This window comes from Parendozoicomonas haliclonae (assembly GCF_900174585.1).
Taxonomy (GTDB): domain Bacteria; phylum Pseudomonadota; class Gammaproteobacteria; order Pseudomonadales; family Endozoicomonadaceae; genus Sansalvadorimonas; species Sansalvadorimonas haliclonae.
The window spans coordinates 69301-86718 of sequence record NZ_FWPT01000008.1 but is presented as its reverse complement, the minus strand read 5'-3'; the positions used below and the strand labels follow the sequence as shown (position 1 = coordinate 86718).

Below are 17418 nucleotides of genomic sequence, written 5' to 3'. Positions count from 1 at the left end.
CCGATTTTCGCAATGCTGTTCAAGCGTGTGTGGAAGCTGAAGGAGACAAAGGTCGTTTGGTGTTTAGTGAGCAAGGTGGTCGAGTGACTGTTCAGGCTCTTCCAACCTGGTCCTTCTATCAGTGGTGTGCCAATACATTTTGGCAAAGTAGTGCTGCCCACAGGGCATTACATGATTATGCTGTTGAGGTTTTATTAAATAACACTTCTGAAGTTGCCAGTTTGAGAAACGAGCTTATCAAAGCTCTGGATCTGGGCGTATTTCCCTACCTCTCTGAGGATGAGCACAGGAAATATCGAACCTGGTCTGAAAGCAAGCGATCGAGTTCAGAAATAGAGCTGCCTCCCCGGCAATCTCCTGTTGCTCCTCTTCCCGCTCCAGATGAAACCCTTGATCACTATATGGCTGATCTAAGAAGCGGAATAAGACCCTTTGCTGAGGAAGACTATCAGGCATTGAGTATGGCGGTCTTTGATATTGCCTCAGCGTTGGCGAGGCAGGGTGATGATGAGGTTGATGCTTTTTTCAAGCCCTGGATAGGGAGACTTGTTTCCCGTCATACTTTCGACCAGGTCGTGATAGATGGCAGTGATGCTTATGGAAAAGCCGCTGGTCTTCTTGCTGACTTTTCCCGGAATGTCAGAGGTTCAGAAAGCAGCGCCAAGTTTTTAATCTTTATGGATGCGCTGAGAGCCAATCCTCAACTGGCCCATTGTGCCGAGAGAATTCTGGAATATCGCAAAAAGCCTTACCCCGAACGGGAAACTCCAATGCCTATGAGCGTTTGTTTGCCTCGGGATGGTGAAACACTGGATCAGTATATTGATACGTTTACACAGAACCAGCGTAAGGCCGGACTGCTGGAACTGAAATCAACAGAGAGATCGCATGCGATGATTCACAAGGCTTTAATAAAAATGAATCGAGCCGAGCTGGATCAGTTTTTCTTTGAATTTATCAAAAAAGATATTATTTCATGGGCTGAGTATGCTGATGAATTTACAACAACATCTTCGTCAAACTCGGATCATGTTGTGAGGTTGTATATAAGAGTGCATCGTTTTTTCAGAAAGTATGCGGAAGAATATAACACCCTGTCTAACCTTTACTTCTCAACCTTGATGCGGGCCCTGAAAGGGCATCCGATATTGTCGCCTATAGCCCAGCAGATTATGGCGGATGTTAAGGCTTAGTTTTTTTTCGGCCTCTCTTTGGTTTATTAAGAAAGCGCACGCCATGCCTTGTCATAAATTCCATAACGCTGGCATTGTTCCATTCTTTGGGTTGAAAAAGCTGTCCGCGTACTTTTTTGGGAACGATGAATTTTTGGAATTTCAAATCTGCAGTCGCATTGGTTACCCACTGGCTTTGCGTTTTGATGGACATATCTATCACACGGTCTTGATCATCATCTGCAGTTAAAAGCAGCTCTTTTTCTTTCTTTGTATTGAGAACCAGATTGAGATAGTCCCGGATGATCAGCTCGTACTCCTCGGACTCCGGATTAACAACACCATGCATAGCAGAAAGAACAATTTTGCTGTAATTGAAATGCAGGCTGTTTTTGAACCAGGCGAAAAAGTTGAGATGTTCAGTCTGCCAGTCTGTTTCCGGCTGATAGGTGTCATGTGTTGCATGTTTTGCGCCGTAGCGACCGGCACCGCCAATCACAAACAGATTACCCCAGGTCGGTAGTTTCAGTTTTTGACTCTGACGCCATAGTTTGGCGATCTCTATAAAGCTTTTCTTTGATTTACGGGAACCCTCCGGGCCTTGTCTCTGAGGTGCGACAATATAATCGGCAATGGCCTCAAACTGTTCCTTGGTTGTATGGTCAAGGATTTGCAGCACGCGGTGATTCAAAAGATCGATGCGCCCCAAATGTTTATAGGCCATATAGCGCACGGTAAATGAGTCCCACATGCGATGTTCCTGTTTGATCTCCGGTAAAGGGGGGAAGTTATAGGGAATCATTGCCTTCCATACCGGCTCCATATCATTGAGTTTGCGTTTGCTGATGCCTTGTTTAGTGAAGGCATGGGTCAGAGCCGCTGCCCAATCGATTTTGCTGTCAGGGGCCGCAGAAGGACAATCAGGCAACCGCGTAGGAGATACATCGTGGGTAATAACCACAATCTCCTTGGGGGGGAGTGAGAGTTTCTTTCTTGGCTTGTTTGGCCCTCGCCTGCGGCGTTTACTCGTTTGTGGTACACCGCCGGTTTTGCGTTTGGTGAATGTTCTTTTGCGTTTGGGTTCCACCTCTGGGCTGCTGACGGGAGAGGGCATACGTTCCGGCGATAAGTTGCGAGGACTCTGGATAGAAGGTGGTGATGGCTGGTCATCATCGTTATTCCCTTCTTCTAAGCCACCGTCGACCTCGGGGGGAAGATCTTCATCGGAAATGTTTTCCACCTCCAATTGCTCTATCGGGCTGTGGTGAGCGTTGAGTGCGGAATAGGGATAGAGCAAAGGTGCAGCCTGCGGGCGAGCTGGCGTATGTTGGGCGATATCGGGATCAGTCGCTAGCGTCGTTAACTCCAGCTGGAGATCCTCAAAGCTAAACAGGCTTTCCAGATCCTCGCGTTCCCAACCCTGCTCCCTGACTTTTTTTGGGAAGAGCGTGATAAACAGGTTAGCGAGAGTGGAGATCCCTTGTTGTTCGAGGTCTGCGTAATCTCTTTTGGCTTGATGAAGTTGTCCCTCCAAGCTTTGAGCATAGGCATGAGTTTCCTCAATTTGATGCTGAAACTGCGCTTTGTATTCTTCAAGTTCACGCTCGCATTGAGTTTTGTTTGCTACAAGTTCACGTTGGAAGTGAGACTTGCTTGTTTCCAGTTCACGCATGAACTGAGTCTTGCTTGTTTCCAGTTCATTTTTGATCTGTGCTTTGTGTTCCTTATGGGCAAACTCTTGCTGGATTTTTTGGATCTGCAGTCCTGAGCATTCCGCTGTTTTTTCATTCAGCTTCTTTTTCCAGTCTTCAATCTGTTTATCCTTGTCCTGGAGTTTGTTTTTATGGTGTTTTTCCAGCGCTTTTAAATGCTCTCGATGAAGGTCCGTTTTCGTTTTATCTTTCTCAAACCAGCGTTTGTTTCGTTTTTTTGCCTCTTCCAGTCTGGTTTTTAAATCCCGAATTTCTGAAGTCTGATTCTCAATCGTAAGAACCTTACCCTCACAAAGCAGAGTTAGATTTTCGGTACCTTTAGTTTCTTTTAAGAGCGCGGATTCCAGCTCATCCCTGTGAGTCACGAGCCTGCCATAACTCGCATCAAGACGGGTTTTCTGACTCTTAAGCTCTTTATGTTCTGCCTCGAGAGTTTCCAGTTGAAACTTCAGGCTTTCCTGATTTTTTAACGCTGTGCTGACCAGGTCCTGCAGGTTATGGATGAGCTCAAGGTGTTCAGTCTGTTCTTTCTTCAGGCTGGCAACCGCATCACCTTCCTGATCCAGATCCTCTTCAAGACCACGTATCTCTTGCCTGAGCTCCTCTTCAGAGGCCTGGCTTGATGCCAGGCTGCTCTTAAGCTGGATCAGCTTATGACTGTTCAAATCATACTGTTGTTGGGCTGATAGCAGCTGTCCCTGAAGATCGGCAATCTGTTCCGCAAGCGGTTTGGTTGGAACAGGGGGCATTGTGGTGTTGACGAAGTGCGTATATTCATTGCTCACGGGCCTGTGCTGGGGCATATGGTTATAGCGGATAAGAGAGGGAGGGTCGATGGCGTACCCCTGCACGGTTCGATCAGCCTGGGACTGATAGGGCTGCTGGGACTGCAGCAAACTGTCCGGGTTGAATGACGAGCTGCCGTCAACCGCTGTCACTGAAGATGGGTTGGAGGTTTGTGAGATGCTGGATGCTGGAGGGAGTGTTCTCGGGCGCAAGCCATGCTCTGCTGTCAAAGTGACTCTGTCCATTCCTTGTCTCCAAAAAGGCTGGGGCAATGATTAACAGACAGTGGATACGTGATGATTACTGAGCAAGAGTCAGAAGGGGTAACCGTGCCGTTAACCGGCACGGTATGGCAAAGGCTGATGGGGGGATTACAGCTCCCGGCGCTTTTGCTTCTCAAGCTCCAGTTGTTGCTCCAGCTGACGAATTTTCAGCTCAGACAGCATCTTGGGAACGGAGCAGTTTCTGTTGCTCAGGCAGTCAGATAATGGCTGATCCATGGTGATAGTCACGGTGCAATCATGCTTGAGACTGGTGCCCATGTGGTAACGACCTGAACCTTTTTTACAGGTACGGATCATCTTGGCATTCATAAGCGGATGGCGCTTGGGAGCTTCCTGCCTTTGAATCTCAGCGAAAGTCTGTGGCAGATTGATTCTGGCCCAGGTGTTGTCGTCATTATCCTTGCCAAAGCGATAATGGAAGTCGAATTCCTCGCCGGTTTCGCCAATGGTAAACAACAGATGGCCTTCGGTTTTGTTTTCCTGGGATGAACCTGTGCCCACCAGAGTCGTGGCACCGGAATAAATGGTGCTGTTGCTGTTGATAAAAAGGTCATCAAAGGTAAATGTTCCTTTGCTGCCGCGCTTGTTTTGTTCCATACGCTGGCCCGTCACCTGAATGCTGTAAGGTGTCTGGTTTTCAATTTTCAGGGTACCTTCAAAGGTGTTGAACTTACCGGCGCTGGCGGGTTGTACAGCCAGAACCAGAAGGGTGGTAGCAGCCGTCAATAAGACTTTAGTCAGAGATTGGATGGTGTTTTTGCAGCTCATGGTGTCTCTCTCCTTAACTTCGGGGGAATTCCTGCACAGTGTTAGATCATGCTGCAGGCAGGAAGTTTCGTAAGAAGTAACGGGTAGAACCCCTGACAAAGGTGTTACTTCATTGCTCTACAGAGAGGCTCGGGGCCGATAGAATGGTCTGAATGTGTGATTAAAGGCTTCGTAGTCCTGTTATGCCTGACAAATTCAATAAGCCGAAAAAGACCGGCCGCCTGCACCCCCGCAATCCCCATTCGGGCCGCTATGATCTGCCTGCTCTGGTGGAAGCCTATCCTGCTCTGGCGACACACCTGACCAAGACACCGGATAACCGGGATACGATTGATTTCAGTAACCCTGAAGGCGTGGTGGCTTTGAACAAGGCCCTGCTGGCGCATAACTATCAGGTTCAGCACTGGGCAATACCGGATGGTTATCTGTGTCCGCCAATTCCGGGCCGTGCGGATATGATTCACTATCTGGCGGATCTGCTGGCAGAGCAGACAGAAGATGGTTCTATTCCAAAAGGGAAGCAGGTTCAGGCGCTGGATATCGGCACCGGTGCCAACTGTATCTATCCCATCATCGGTGCCCGCAGTTATGGCTGGAAGTTCACAGCCTCGGATATTGATCCGGTTTCAGTAAAAACCGCTCGCCTTAATGTGGAAGCCAATCATTGTCTGAAAGGTCATATCACGCTTGTTCATCAAAAGAATGCCAAGGCGATCTTTCATGGTGTGATTAAACCCGGTCAGCACTTTGACATCACCCTCTGTAATCCACCGTTTCATGCTTCTCTGGCCGAAGCTCAGGCCGGTACACAGCGGAAGTGGCGCAATCTTCATGGCGGAAAGGGTAAGGCACCGCAGGGCGAACATCGTAACTTTGGTGGTCAGAAAGCAGAGCTATGGTGTGAAGGTGGAGAAATTGCCTTCCTGAAGCAAATGGCTGTGGAAAGCCGTGACTTTGCCGAGCAGGTGGGTTGGTTTACCTCGTTGGTGTCGAAAAAAGATAACCTGCGGCCACTGGAAGCGCTATTGAAAAAGCTGGGTGCCAGTGAAGTGCGGGTTATCAAAATGAGTCAGGGGCAGAAGATCAGCCATCTACTGGCATGGCACTTTTAAAAACACTGTGATTTGTGGTTCATAGTGGCAACCACTTACAATGCGAACCAAGACAAGAACAAGATATTTATAAAATAAAGAGCAGAGGTGGTTTGTGCTGGTTAAATTAATTCGTAATGTGCTGGGTTACACCATTGCCGGCGTGGATCTGGTGACCCGCCCACGCAAGCTGAAGCGCTCACCGGAAGCTCAGCAAGCTGTTGATCAGGCTACGCAGAAGCTGGCTTTGTACCAGTTCTTTGGTTGCCCGTTCTGTATTAAAACCCGTCGGGCTATTCACCGTCTGAACCTGAACATTGAATATCGTGATGCCAGTGGTGATCCGAAGCTCCGACAGGAGCTGGAGTCGCAGGGCGGAAAGATTCAGGTACCCTGCCTGCGTATTGAACAGGACAATGGCGACGTCACCTGGATGTATGAATCCGGCGCGATTATTGAACATCTGGAACAACACTACGCGACAGCGTAAACACAAAGCGGCCTCATTTGAGGCCGTTTGTCTGTGTAGCGTTTGAGTTAGATCCGGAAAAAGGCTTTTGCTGTGCGGGTGGTTTCCTCGGCTACCTGCTCAACAGATTTATCCAGCTGGCTGGCGATCATGCTGATCACTTCTCCCAAATAAGCTGGCTCATTGCGGCGGCTTTTCGGTTTAGGCTTGAGAGTTCTTGGCAGCAGGTACGGGCAGTCAGTTTCCACCATTAACCGGTTGGCAGGAATATCCCGAAGCAGTGGGTGCAGATGGAAGCCCCGGCGTTCATCGCAAACCCAGCCGGTAATACCGATATGAAGGTCCAGATCGAGATAGCGATAAAGGCTCTCTTTATCGGCGGTAAAACAGTGAACCACCAGATCGGCGATATCATCCCGGTAAGCCTTCACGATATCGGCAAAGCGCTTTGAAGCATCACGTTCATGGCAGAACAGCGGCAGGCCGGTTTCAATTGCCAGCTCTATCTGCTTCTCAAACACCTGTTCCTGAATCGGACGGGGCGAGAAATCACGGTTAAAGTCGAGACCTGCCTCACCAACAGCTACAACCTTGTCTTCTGCATACAGGGACTTCAGCTCATTAAAGTGCTGATCGGTGGCATCTTTGGCGTAGTGGGGGTGAATACCTGCGGTGGTGTAGCAGTAGTCTTTGTACTGTTCTGTCAGCTTCAGGCAGGCGATGGATTCTTCCAGCGTTGTGCCGGTCAGAATCATGGTGCTGACACCGGCTTCCAGGGCCCGTTCCACAACATCATCACGGTCTTTATCAAAAGCCGAGTCGCCAAGGTTGACGCCAATATCGACCAGTTCCAGCTGCATATGCTCTACCCAGAATCGTTAATGGGCAGAGCATACTGTTTGAGAGTGGCTCTGTGAATCAGTTGCTCTTGTCTTTGAACAGGCTGACAAACTGGGCGTAGCCTTCCTCTTCCAGCTTATCCACAGGCACAAAGCGCATGGCGGCAGAGTTCATGCAGTAACGCAGACCGGTTGGCGCCGGACCATCATTGAATACATGGCCGAGATGGGAGTCCGCGTTTTTGGAGCGAACCTCGGTGCGTGTCGTAAAGAGTGTGTTGTCTTCCCGTTCCACGATATTGGCCTCGACCAGAGGTCTGGTAAAGCTGGGCCAGCCGGTACCGGATTTGTATTTATCCAGTGAGCTGAACAGCGGTTCGCCGGAGACGATATCCACATAGATACCAGCTTCCTTGTTATTCCAGTACTCATTGCGGAATGGTCGTTCTGTGCCATCTTCCTGAGTGACGTAGTACTGCATCTCTGTCAGGCGCTCCTTCAACTCAGCTTTGCTGTAAGAGCTTGAGGCTGATGATGTTGAAGAAGGCGAAGTTGACGTAGGCGCGCTGATGGCGATGCCCGAGAAAAGTCCAATGCTGGTAACGGCAGCCAGGGCAAGAACGAGTTTTTTTATGGCAAGCTTTTTCATGGTGAGTGCTTTCATGATAGCCCCTGTATTTGTGATGCTTACCTGCCTATACGTGACCTTTAAGGGTTTAGATTCAGTGGCTGTTTTTTATACGGAAAATACGGAGTCTAATTATGTTGCGCAAGGTTCGTAGGCGAACAATAATTCCGCCCCATGGAAAATAATCTCTACTTTTTATTGAATACTGCCCAGCAGACCCTGTTCCGTCAGGTTGATCAACAGGCGCTACAGCTGGTGGGTGTCTCCGCTGCTCAGATTACGGCACTCCATCATCTGCAGAGCATGAATGGCTGTATGCAGGCGGATCTTGGTGATGCTCTTGGTCTTGGCAAGGCGGCAACCAGTGGCATGGTGTCCCGTCTGGAGAAGAATGGTCTGGTTAAACGTCTGCCGTCTCCAACCGATGGGCGGGGTTATAAGCTGATGCTGACCGAAGATGGGGAGAAGGCTATTGTCCGTTCCCGTCCTTTGCTGAACCAGCTGAACGTCATTCTTGAAGATGGTTTTAAGGAGAGTGAACTGGTTGTTATACGACGTTTTATGCACACGGTTGTGGATAAGCTGACTGCTGAGTAAATAACTTTCCGCGAAATCGATATAATCCCCGGCAAGATAATCAGCCCCTTTCTGGATGAGTCTCTGATGATTGAAATTAACCTGCCAATACTGAACCAGTGCTATGCCCGCCGAATGAACTGGTACCCGGCTGTGAGTAACCCGGCTTTCGGCTATCAGCGTATTGGTGGCATCGCAGAGATTCTGGATCAGTTCGATCTGATCATGCTCGACTCTTATGGGGTGCTGTGCCGGGGGATGACCCCGATTGATGGTGCGATTGATGCTATCGCCATGATGCGCAAGGCTGGTAAGGCTTTCTGTGTGGTTTCCAATGACACCATGACCAACCAGCGTGTAGCTGCAGAAAAGTATGCCGAGCGTGGCTTCGATTTCTCCAACCAGGAAGTGGTCACCAGCCTTGATATTACCGAGCAGTGGCTGGCGACTCTGGAGAATAAAGAGCGCTGGGCGTATGTCGCGCCTCAGCCGCATCCGTCTGATGAGCTGCTGACCGGTATGACCAACCTGAATGCCTTAAGCGGTATTATCCCGGAAGGTATTGAAGCCATTCTGTTTCTGGCAGGCAGCACCTGGACGTCTGAGATGCTGACCAATCTGGTGGAATCCGGCCGTGGTCGTCAGTTTGAGCTGGCTTTGGGCAACCCTGATATGGGCGCACCGAACGTGATTGATGGTCGTATTCATATCTATGCAACTCCGGGCTACTTTGCCGAAACTCTGACTCTGCAGGCTGAACAGCAGGCTTTACCACATCTCTTTGGCAAGCCGGGCAAGGACATCTTCCAGTATGTTTATGAGCAGCATGGCATCACTGACCCATCCCGCGTTCTGATGGTTGGCGATACGCTCTATACCGATATTCTGGGCGGCAATGCCATGGGCTTTAAAACCCTGTTGCTGGAGTGTGGTGTCTATCGTGGTACTGATATCGACGATGCCATTGCCGATGCGGGTATTGTTCCTGACTTTGTTGCTCCGCACCTCTAACACTTTTCTTCTGTAAGTGCTGTCGTCTAAGTGCGACAGCACGATTCGCATCCTCTCTCCACACGCAGTAATCTGGATAAATGATTGTGCGTAAATCCGTGGAGAATGATCTTGAAAACACTGATGTTCAGCACCCAAAGTTATGAACGGCCTGTTTTTGAACAAGCCGCTTCGCAGTTTGGTCAGGAAATCGTGTTTCAGAAATCCCGACTGGATATAACCACCACACGGCTGGCTGCCGGTTACAACGCCGTCTGCGCGTTCGTCAATGATGATCTCTCCACACCCGTGCTTGAAGCACTTTCCGCCTTGGATATTTCTGTTGTGGCCTTGCGGTGCGCTGGTTTTAACCAGGTAAATCTGGAGACGGCTCATCAGCTTGGTATAAAAGTTGTCCGTGTTCCTGCTTACTCACCAGAGTCTGTCGCCGAATACACCCTGGCAATGATTCTGACGATGAACCGAAAAATCCATAAAGCCTGGAACCGCGTTCGGGAAGGCAACTTCAACCTTAATGGCCTTTTGGGTTTTAACCTGCATGGCAAAACGGTTGGCCTGATTGGTATGGGTCAAATCGGGCAGGCGACAGCCAACATCCTTAATGGCTTTGGTATGAAGGTGCTGGCTTTCGACCCGGGCATGAGTGATGAACAGCTAAAAGACGCAGGTGTTGAGTCTGTTGCACTCAGTGATCTTTACCGGCGGTCCGATATTGTCAGTCTGCACTGTCCACTGAACAAGGCGACTAAACATATTATCAACGCGGAAGCTCTTGCCTGTATGAAACCGGGTGCCATGCTGATTAATACCAGCCGTGGCGCATTGATTGATACTGAAGCGGTTACGCAGTCACTGAAGTCCGGCCATTTGGGTTATCTCGGCATTGACGTTTATGAGCAGGAAGGAGATCTGTTTTTCCGAGATCTTTCAGAAGAGGTGATTCAGGATGATGTTTTCCAGCGCCTGTTAACATTCCCCAATGTGGTAGTCACCGGACATCAGGGCTTTTTCACTCACGAAGCTCTGGAATCCATAGCCATAACGACTTTGAATAATATTAATGAGCTTGAAAAGAATGGCTATTGTGAGAATGAGGTCGGCAAGGAAAAAATGGTATGACCATTTCCGGAGGGAACCTGCTTAAGTATTTGCTGCAGCCACCAGGCCTGCAGTTGCTTCTATTGGTCATTGCACTGTTGTGTTGGTTCCGTTATCGGCAGCTGGCTTTCTCGCTGGTGGCTGTTTCTTGTGTTTCGCTGTATTTGCTTTCCACTGGTGTTGTTGCCAATGCTTTGATGCGAGGGTTGGAACGGGATATTCCCATCGCTCAGATCATGGCTGGCACGGATAAGGCTGCAATGGTTGTGCTGGGTACTGGCGTTCTCTCCAACACACCGGAATACGATAACGAGCCCCAACCCAGTGCTCTTTTGACTCAACGATTACGTTATGCACATAAGCTGGCAGTTGATACCAGCCTGCCAGTGTTGGTCACGGGCGGAAGCCGTTACGGTATTAACGAAGCGGATGTGATGGCAACGTACCTTTTGAATGTCGGGCAGTCTGTTCAGTGGCGGGAAGACCAGAGCTGGTCCACCGAACAAAATGCTGAACACACGGCAGGGTTACTCAAACCGGAAGGTATTGAAACGGTTTATCTGGTCAGCCATGCCTGGCATTTGAGGCGGGCATGCCAGCTATTCATCAGAGAAGGCTTTAACTGTATTCCTGCACCTACCGCTTTTGCCGGTAAACCCGTTCGTTACTCCCGCGTGAGTGCCTGGCTGCCGGATGCCTTGGAGCTGCGTAAAAGTCAGCTGGCACTGCACGAATATATGGGGATGCTTTGGCTGACTCTTAAACGCTGACTGTTACTAAAAAAAGAAATCCATTATCTTTAGAAAATAATTAAAAAACGGCTAATAAATATCCAACGGATGGGTGTACATATGCTTGCGCAATTAAAGGGACGGCTACCATTCCTGACCGCTGTTACAGCATTCTCTTTCTTATTGACTGTTCTCTTCAGTTTTCAGGCTCGGGCTGTCTCGCCGGAAACTCAGAAAATCTATGATCTCTCCGGTCTTGAACAGCAGTTTGCCTTTCTCAGCCACACCTTTACTCAGGAAGGTCTGCGGATGGGGCGCAATGAACTTCCAGATAATGATATGAACCGGGTGATGCTGGAACGTTTGGAAGCAGGTCTCCAGAAAAAATATGCTCCAGAAAAACTGCGCATGGCAGTACTTAAGGTGCTGAATCAAGAGCTGGATGCCACGATGACCGCCACCATTATCAGTATGATGGAAGGAGCTGTGTGGCGACGGGCCGTTGAGCTGGAGAAACGGGCCAATGATCCGGCGAACCAGAAAGAACTGGAGAAGTATGTCTCTGTGCGTCTGCAGTCCGAGCTTCCCCGGCAGGTGCGTCTGGATCTGATTCGTGAGCTGGTGGACAGAAGTCAGGCTGTGGATCTGACAACCGAACTGATGATCAGTGGCTCACTGGGAGCGGCCGGCATCCTGATGGGCGAGGGTGAAATACCTCCTCAGTTTGAAGAAGGTATTCGCCAGCAGATGACAGGCATGCGCAGTGAATACGAAGAGATGGTGATTCGCCAGTTTCTCTACACCTACCGTTATATGTCCGATGAGCAGCTAAGGGAGTATGTCTCCTACTACCGCACGCCGGCAGTCCAGAACCTGAACAAGGCCGTCTCTTTGGCTCTGACCGAAGCCATGCGCTAGTTTTAATGAGAAGCCTGCAGAGAGCATGACAGCAGGTTCTTGATTGGTCAGGGACGATAATAATGGGCAAGGTTCCAGGTTTTTCCGGACACAGAGTCGGCAGCAACCCGCAAAACAACCGGCCCAAGGCTGCGCGCAAACAGGCGCGAGGCAAGTCCGGTAGCCGTCAGGTACGGGGCCACAGTAGTCATAAAGGCCATAGCCATAAAGCCCATTCCCGAGAGTCGCGTTATTACACCCGTTCTTCAAATTACACCAAGGTGGAGGTGGTTTCGCCTCCGCAGCACCGGCTGGTGCAATCGGATTTGAATGGCTGGATGTCTGATCTGGTTAATGCTGATAACGAAGTGCCACCCAGATTTATCCCCGAACGGCTGGGCTCTTCCGGCGAACATATTCCCCTTGAACAGCTGCCAAAAGTGCCCTCGCCGACAACAGAAACAGCCCCGGCATTACAGCTCTCCAAGTCTTATGAGGGTTACCTGAATCAGCTTGATGGACTGAAAGACCAGTTGGGCGGCGCCCCCAACCATGATGGGAAACGGCCTGTTCTGAATCGGGATAAGGTATTCTGGGGGCGTTCCGTTCAACATGTGCGCTTGTTGATAAGCAGGGCCATCAATGGCAAATGGTTCCCTCCGGTACTTTGGAAAGCTTTAGGCAAACACTTTCATATTAAAAATGGTTTGACCCATTACGAATACCTCTCTCTGGCGATTCAGAGCATCAGCCAGATGAAGAAACATATGGACGAAATTAAGTTCCGGCTGCAAGAAGGGAAGAATCCTGCTGATTACTTCCATGAAGTGACGGGGCTGACTTTTCATAAATCTTATCTGCCCCCGCAAATGCTTGGGAATCTGCTGGAAAATTATGTGGAAGTCTTTGAGCTTCAGTTTGAAAAAGCCGTTGCGGGAGGCAGGTTACAAGAGTTTCTGGAACAAGCCATGCCGTTTCGTGATGTCTGCTTTGAAGCGCGATATAGGAGTATGGCCAGTTATGTCGGCGCCCAAAGTGAAGGGAGTGATGCCCTTAATACGGAACTGGTTGTGGATTATGACTCGCAGTCTCCGGTGGAACAGGTGTTCAGTGAAGAGATTCGCAAGTTCTTTGTTGAGCATGGCCCGGAGAATATGAACCGTGAAGCTATTCGAGAGCACTTAATCAATCAGGGGGTAATTGGTAAGGTTTTTGCCGGAGGGCTGATCGATTCAGATACCTACGCCGCCTATCTTGGGCAGGAAAAAGAAAGCAAAGACATTGAGATCACGGAAGAGGTTCTTGATCAGTATCTGGAGTTTGCTGAAAATGAGCTTTATTTGTTCTAGTTCCAGCATTCATTACAAAGAGGCCCACATAACGACAGTCGTTGTGTGGGCCTTCTCTTTTAATAGCTTTAGTAGCTCTTGAAGATACGACGAATATCTTCACGCTCTTTGGTTGCAGTCAGTGCCAGCTGCAGCAGAATACGGGCTTTCTGTGGATTCAGAAGGCCAGCAGCAACAAAGCCACATTCACTGTCATTGACTTCACCCGCTTCGGTCACTGCACCGATCAGCGCTCTTGAAGCGCGAATCACATGCATGCCCTGACTGGTAGCCTTTTTCAGGGCATCACCAACCAGACTATTGAAGTTACCGTTACCGAAGCCAGCATGAACAATGCCGTCGTAACCGGCAGCAATAAAGGCTTCCACCGCAAGTACACTGTCGGCACCGGCGTGTGCATAAACAATGCCTACCCGTGGCAGTTTATCCAGCTGGTCTACCTGAAACTCGGAGTCTGTCGTGTGCAAGCGTTGTGGTTTGCGCTGGAACTCAACGGTCTGGGCATGGATATGTCCCAGCGGGCCAAAGTTTGGCGACTGGAAGGTATGAATAGCTGTGGTGCAGGACTTGGTCACATCCCGGGCACCGAAAACGGTGTCGTTGGTGACCACCATCACGCCAAGACCTTTGGAGTCCGGACATACGGCAGTTGCCACAGCTTCAAACAGGTTCATTGGGCCGTCGGCACTGTGGGCATTGGCCGGGCGCATGGCACCGGTCAGCACAACAGGCTTGTCGGAGTGTACGGTGAGATGCAGGAAGTAGGCGGTTTCCTCCATGGTGTCTGTACCATGGGTGATAACCAAACCGTCAACATCATCCTGTGCCAGCAGCTCGTTACAGCGACGGGCCATCTTCAGCCAGGTGGCTTCGTCCATATCCTGGGAGCCGATACTGGCAATCTGCTCGCCGGTAATATCAGCCAGGTCCCGAATCTCGGGAATCACCGAGAGCAGGTCATCAACACCAATCTGTGCAGACGTATAGGTGCCGCCGGTTTCACTTTGAGCCGAACCGGCAATGGTGCCGCCAGTGGCGAGAATGACAATATGAGGCTTTCGGGACATGACTGTATGAGTATGGGTGTTTGAAAAAAGTTATCTGAAAATCAGCTAACTCTCAAAAGGATAGAGCAGGGCTAAGCCTGTTCGGCAAGCGTAATGGCAGACCGCTCAGGAAACAAGAGGGAGGCCTGCGTATAACGTTGTGTCAGACAGGGTCTTCCCACGACAGAATATGTTCACGCACAAAGAAGTGCAGAGACTCTCGACTGAGCCGGCCGACCAGCTGAAGCTTCTGCACGGCAGAGGCTTCATATTGCAGGAAATTGGCAAGGACCAGAGTCGTTAGCCCGGGGATATTCTCACGCTCTGCATATTTCCAAAACCTTGCAATGATCCGCGCATCCTGTGGGCTGTAATCGGTGACCTTGCAATCACAGATAAGCTTAGTGATTTGTTGTGTGGGTAGTTCTTGTTTCAGTGCCTGAATCACCATCTGCCCTCTGTATTCACAGGGTTGTATATATTTCTGAAACAGTTGATAGATATCTTTTTCACTTTTGGCTTCTGCCAGAGCTCGAATACCGGTAAAGGGCTCATCTGAGTAGATAAGGTAGTTATTGAGCCAGTGAATATAATCATCCCGGAAGCCAGCTCCCTTAAGGTTTTGCCAGGCACGGGTCAGTGAAACAACTTCATCGTGACTTTTGGAGAACAGGTTGCAGCTATAAGACAGTTCTCCAATAGTGTGTTTATGAATGCCGGAAGCGATCAGCTGATCTCGGAACTGGGCAACGCTCAGTTCCTCGGGGAAACGTTTAGGGCGAACCCAGCTCCATAGATAAGTGCCAATAGCCCGAAAGGTATCAGTTACCACCTGACAGGTGCGATTGCCGAGGTTTTTGGTGGGCTTGGTCAGCTGAGAGAAATTGATGGCTGGAGACTCATGCATAACCTGTTTCAGACGCATACTTAGCTGATCCACAACCCGAACAGTGGCGGGCTGTTGTAGCCGCTCCAACTCGATACATGCCATAGCCAGAAGATAAATAATATTTTCCAGCAACAGTGAAGCCGAGTCCGGCATCTCCAAAGCCAGCTGCAAGGCCTGATCGCACCAGCTTCCAATAAACTCATCAAGATGTTGTTGCTGCGTACTCTCATGGGCGAGTTGGTGAAGGTGGTCGAGTGCGAGCTGGCAATGGTCACCCAGCTCATTGGTCAGACGATCAAAGCCTTTTTGTACGGATACGGGAACCATACACTGCAGCAGGGCGTTTTCGTCAGGTGATGCGGCATAAATATTGTGGCCGCCCCATTGGCACTGGGGCATTGGTTCATTGCATCCACAGTCCGGGCAGACAAGATTTGTCTGGAATGCAGGCAGGTACCAGGTTGGGACAGGATACGCCATAACTGTCGTGCCAAAGCTGTGGATGGTAGACAGTAGAAAGCGACAGCCCGCGAATGTTCGCAGGCCGTCAGCAGATCAAACAAGGGTGTCAGCTGTGCTGGCGTGAAAGGCGAACTCCCAGAAGCATCAGCAGAGAGAGCGCGAGCACCGGCCAGGACCCGAAGCGCATAAAGGGCGTCATGCCGGTCATCACCGGAATCTCACCTTCAAGCACGCCTTCGCTGTAGCGCGGAATCGTGCTGATCACTGTACCCATAGGATCAATCAGGGCAGTAATGCCGTCGTTGGTAACCCGTAGCTGATAACGACCGGTTTCCAGAGAACGCATCCGTACCATCTGAAAATGCTGCTCCGGCCCGATAGACTGCCCAAACCAGGTATCGTTGGAGACGGTCAGCAGAAAACCTTTGTCGATGGCCTGCTCAGCTGCAAAGTCCGGATAAACCACCTCATAACAGATATAAGACGCCACCGGATTATCTTGAACTCTCAGCCCGGGCTGGCTCTGTTCACCGGCGCTGAAGGAAGACATGGGTAGATCGAAAAAGGCGATCAGCCCACGAATCAGAGATTCAAACGGAACAAACTCCCCAAAAGGCACCAGCTTCTGTTTGAAGTAGTTGCCCTGCGCTTCACCTAGGCCAACCAAAGAATTGAAGTAAGGACCGTTTTCATACCAGGGCATCCCCAGCACCAGTGCGGTGTCGGTATTACCGGCATGCTGGTTCAGTTGTTCCATCAAGCCGGGAACATTCTGATAAAAGGTAGGAATAGAGTTTTCCGGCCAGAACACCAGATCCTTCTGCCACTGATTGCTACTGAGGGTCAGGTACTTCTCAATGGTTTTGTCGAGATGACCGGGCTCCCATTTCAGGCTTTGGGAAATATTGCCCTGTACGGCAGCAAAGGTGACAGGTTTGGCATCCGGATTATCAGAAGTCCAGATATGGCCTTTCAGCAGGATGGCCGCAATAGCCAAAGCCGCAGTGCTGCCTGTCGTTATAAAGAGAGGCAGATTGCGTTCCATGATCAGAGCGACAAGACAGGCACTGCTCAGTGCCTGCAGCAGGGAGAGGCCATAAACACCGGTGATCGGCGCTAGACCCGAAAACGGAGTATCGAGAAGGGTGTAACCTGCAAACAGCCAGGGGAAGCCGGTCAGGAACCAGCTGCGCAACCACTCGCCTAGAACCCAGAGGCCGGCAAACAGCAGAACCTTTGACCACAAGGCCCGTTTCTGACTCAACCGACTGAACAGCCAGCCCAGAGGGGCAAAGAACACCACAGACAGCGCCAACACAAACACGGCGGTTAACAGAACAGCAAGAGGAACCGGAGCACTGCCAAACTGGTGAATGCTGACATAGACCCAGCTTGCCCCCGTGCCGTAAAGACCCAGCCCGTAAAACAAAGCACGGTAAGCCGCTTTACGTGGTGTGGTGTCATTCAGCAGGAAAAATAATACGCCCATACTGAGCAGCATCAGTGGCCAGTAGCCAAAGGGGCTGAACGCCAGAGGCGCAATGGCGCCAGCAACGGCAGAGAGAAGTAAGTTACGCCAATCCTTCACAGTATCAGGTACGCTATCCGTT

16 protein-coding genes are annotated in these 17418 nt (G+C 50.2%); 9 read left to right on the top strand and 7 right to left on the bottom strand.

The window, feature by feature from the left end; translation table 11 throughout:
- Positions 1-83 precede the first annotated feature (83 nt).
- On the top strand, positions 84-1193 hold the full coding sequence (locus EHSB41UT_RS16860; protein ID WP_133060556.1) for a hypothetical protein: 1110 nt from the start codon (positions 84-86) through the stop codon (positions 1191-1193).
- On the opposite strand, the gene EHSB41UT_RS16855 is transcribed toward EHSB41UT_RS16860, so the two are convergent.
- Both EHSB41UT_RS16855 and EHSB41UT_RS16850 read right to left on the bottom strand, forming a co-directional pair.
- Positions 1183-3669, bottom strand: coding sequence for a coiled-coil domain-containing protein (locus EHSB41UT_RS16855; protein WP_133060555.1), 2487 nt, complete (start codon positions 3667-3669; stop codon positions 1183-1185). The two genes, EHSB41UT_RS16860 and EHSB41UT_RS16855, sit on opposite strands and share 11 nt — an antisense overlap.
- A 372-nt stretch (positions 3670-4041) precedes the next feature.
- Entirely contained in the window at positions 4042-4722 is a 681-nt protein-coding gene (locus EHSB41UT_RS16850) for a hypothetical protein (RefSeq protein ID WP_087111970.1), read from the bottom strand.
- Between the two features lie 182 nt (positions 4723-4904).
- Here EHSB41UT_RS16850 and rlmF point away from each other — a divergent pair, with 182 nt between their 5' ends.
- A complete protein-coding gene (rlmF, locus tag EHSB41UT_RS16845; RefSeq protein ID WP_087111968.1) occupies positions 4905-5834 on the top strand; it encodes a 23S rRNA (adenine(1618)-N(6))-methyltransferase RlmF in 930 nt (309 codons plus the stop codon).
- Positions 5835-5928: 94 nt separating this feature from the next.
- Positions 5929-6303 (top strand): glutaredoxin family protein, encoded by a 375-nt coding sequence (locus EHSB41UT_RS16840; RefSeq protein WP_087111966.1) that lies wholly within the window; start codon positions 5929-5931, stop codon positions 6301-6303.
- 47 nt (positions 6304-6350) lie between these two features.
- On the opposite strand, the gene EHSB41UT_RS16835 is transcribed toward EHSB41UT_RS16840, so the two are convergent.
- A complete protein-coding gene (locus EHSB41UT_RS16835; protein WP_207626677.1) occupies positions 6351-7142 on the bottom strand; it encodes a TatD family hydrolase in 792 nt (263 codons plus the stop codon).
- Positions 7143-7200: 58 nt separating this feature from the next.
- Positions 7201-7785, bottom strand: coding sequence for a peptide-methionine (R)-S-oxide reductase MsrB (gene msrB / locus EHSB41UT_RS16830; RefSeq protein ID WP_242667347.1), 585 nt, complete (start codon positions 7783-7785; stop codon positions 7201-7203).
- Positions 7786-7923: 138 nt separating this feature from the next.
- Between msrB and EHSB41UT_RS16825 the strand changes: the two genes are divergently transcribed.
- From EHSB41UT_RS16825 to EHSB41UT_RS16800, 6 genes are all read left to right on the top strand, one after another.
- Positions 7924-8346 carry a MarR family winged helix-turn-helix transcriptional regulator gene (locus tag EHSB41UT_RS16825; RefSeq protein ID WP_087111964.1) on the top strand — a complete coding sequence of 141 codons (423 nt, stop codon included), beginning with the start codon at positions 7924-7926 and terminating at the stop codon, positions 8344-8346.
- A 66-nt stretch (positions 8347-8412) separates the two neighbouring features.
- Positions 8413-9336, top strand: coding sequence for an HAD-IIA family hydrolase (locus EHSB41UT_RS16820; protein WP_087111962.1), 924 nt, complete (start codon positions 8413-8415; stop codon positions 9334-9336).
- A gap of 111 nt (positions 9337-9447) precedes the next feature.
- On the top strand, positions 9448-10455 hold the full coding sequence (locus EHSB41UT_RS16815) for a 2-hydroxyacid dehydrogenase (protein WP_087112193.1): 1008 nt from the start codon (positions 9448-9450) through the stop codon (positions 10453-10455).
- Positions 10452-11204, top strand: coding sequence for a YdcF family protein (locus EHSB41UT_RS16810; protein WP_087111960.1), 753 nt, complete (start codon positions 10452-10454; stop codon positions 11202-11204). The genes EHSB41UT_RS16815 and EHSB41UT_RS16810 overlap by 4 nt, the downstream gene beginning before the upstream one ends.
- 144 nt (positions 11205-11348) lie before the next feature.
- Positions 11349-12083, top strand: coding sequence for a hypothetical protein (locus EHSB41UT_RS16805; protein WP_087111958.1), 735 nt, complete (start codon positions 11349-11351; stop codon positions 12081-12083).
- Between the two features lie 62 nt (positions 12084-12145).
- On the top strand, positions 12146-13411 hold the full coding sequence (locus tag EHSB41UT_RS16800) for a hypothetical protein (RefSeq protein WP_087111956.1): 1266 nt from the start codon (positions 12146-12148) through the stop codon (positions 13409-13411).
- Between the two features lie 68 nt (positions 13412-13479).
- Here EHSB41UT_RS16800 and EHSB41UT_RS16795 read toward each other — a convergent pair whose 3' ends face one another.
- From EHSB41UT_RS16795 to lnt, 3 genes are all read right to left on the bottom strand, one after another.
- A complete protein-coding gene (locus EHSB41UT_RS16795) occupies positions 13480-14478 on the bottom strand; it encodes a type II asparaginase (protein ID WP_087111954.1) in 999 nt (332 codons plus the stop codon).
- Between the two features lie 142 nt (positions 14479-14620).
- The gene (locus EHSB41UT_RS16790) at positions 14621-15826 is read right to left on the bottom strand and encodes a hypothetical protein (RefSeq protein WP_133060553.1); all 1206 of its coding nucleotides are present in this window, start codon (positions 15824-15826) and stop codon (positions 14621-14623) included.
- Between the two features lie 88 nt (positions 15827-15914).
- Entirely contained in the window at positions 15915-17396 is a 1482-nt protein-coding gene (lnt, locus tag EHSB41UT_RS16785) for an apolipoprotein N-acyltransferase (RefSeq protein ID WP_133060552.1), read from the bottom strand.
- Positions 17397-17418 lie beyond the last annotated feature (22 nt).

Bases quoted from the DNA above. Each gene is read 5' to 3' on its own strand.
- EHSB41UT_RS16835 (WP_207626677.1), bottom strand. From the start codon at position 7,142: ATGCAGCTGGAACTGGTCGATATTGGCGTCAACCTTGGCGACTCGGCT.
- EHSB41UT_RS16790 (WP_133060553.1), bottom strand. From the start codon at position 15,826: ATGGCGTATCCTGTCCCAACCTGGTACCTGCCTGCATTCCAGACAAAT.
- EHSB41UT_RS16795 (WP_087111954.1), bottom strand. From the start codon at position 14,478: ATGTCCCGAAAGCCTCATATTGTCATTCTCGCCACTGGCGGCACCATT.
- EHSB41UT_RS16850 (WP_087111970.1), bottom strand. From the start codon at position 4,722: ATGAGCTGCAAAAACACCATCCAATCTCTGACTAAAGTCTTATTGACG.
- EHSB41UT_RS16825 (WP_087111964.1), top strand. From the start codon at position 7,924: ATGGAAAATAATCTCTACTTTTTATTGAATACTGCCCAGCAGACCCTG.
- msrB (WP_242667347.1), bottom strand. From the start codon at position 7,785: ATGAAAGCACTCACCATGAAAAAGCTTGCCATAAAAAAACTCGTTCTT.
- EHSB41UT_RS16820 (WP_087111962.1), top strand. From the start codon at position 8,413: ATGATTGAAATTAACCTGCCAATACTGAACCAGTGCTATGCCCGCCGA.
- rlmF (WP_087111968.1), top strand. From the start codon at position 4,905: ATGCCTGACAAATTCAATAAGCCGAAAAAGACCGGCCGCCTGCACCCC.
- EHSB41UT_RS16800 (WP_087111956.1), top strand. From the start codon at position 12,146: ATGGGCAAGGTTCCAGGTTTTTCCGGACACAGAGTCGGCAGCAACCCG.
- EHSB41UT_RS16810 (WP_087111960.1), top strand. From the start codon at position 10,452: ATGACCATTTCCGGAGGGAACCTGCTTAAGTATTTGCTGCAGCCACCA.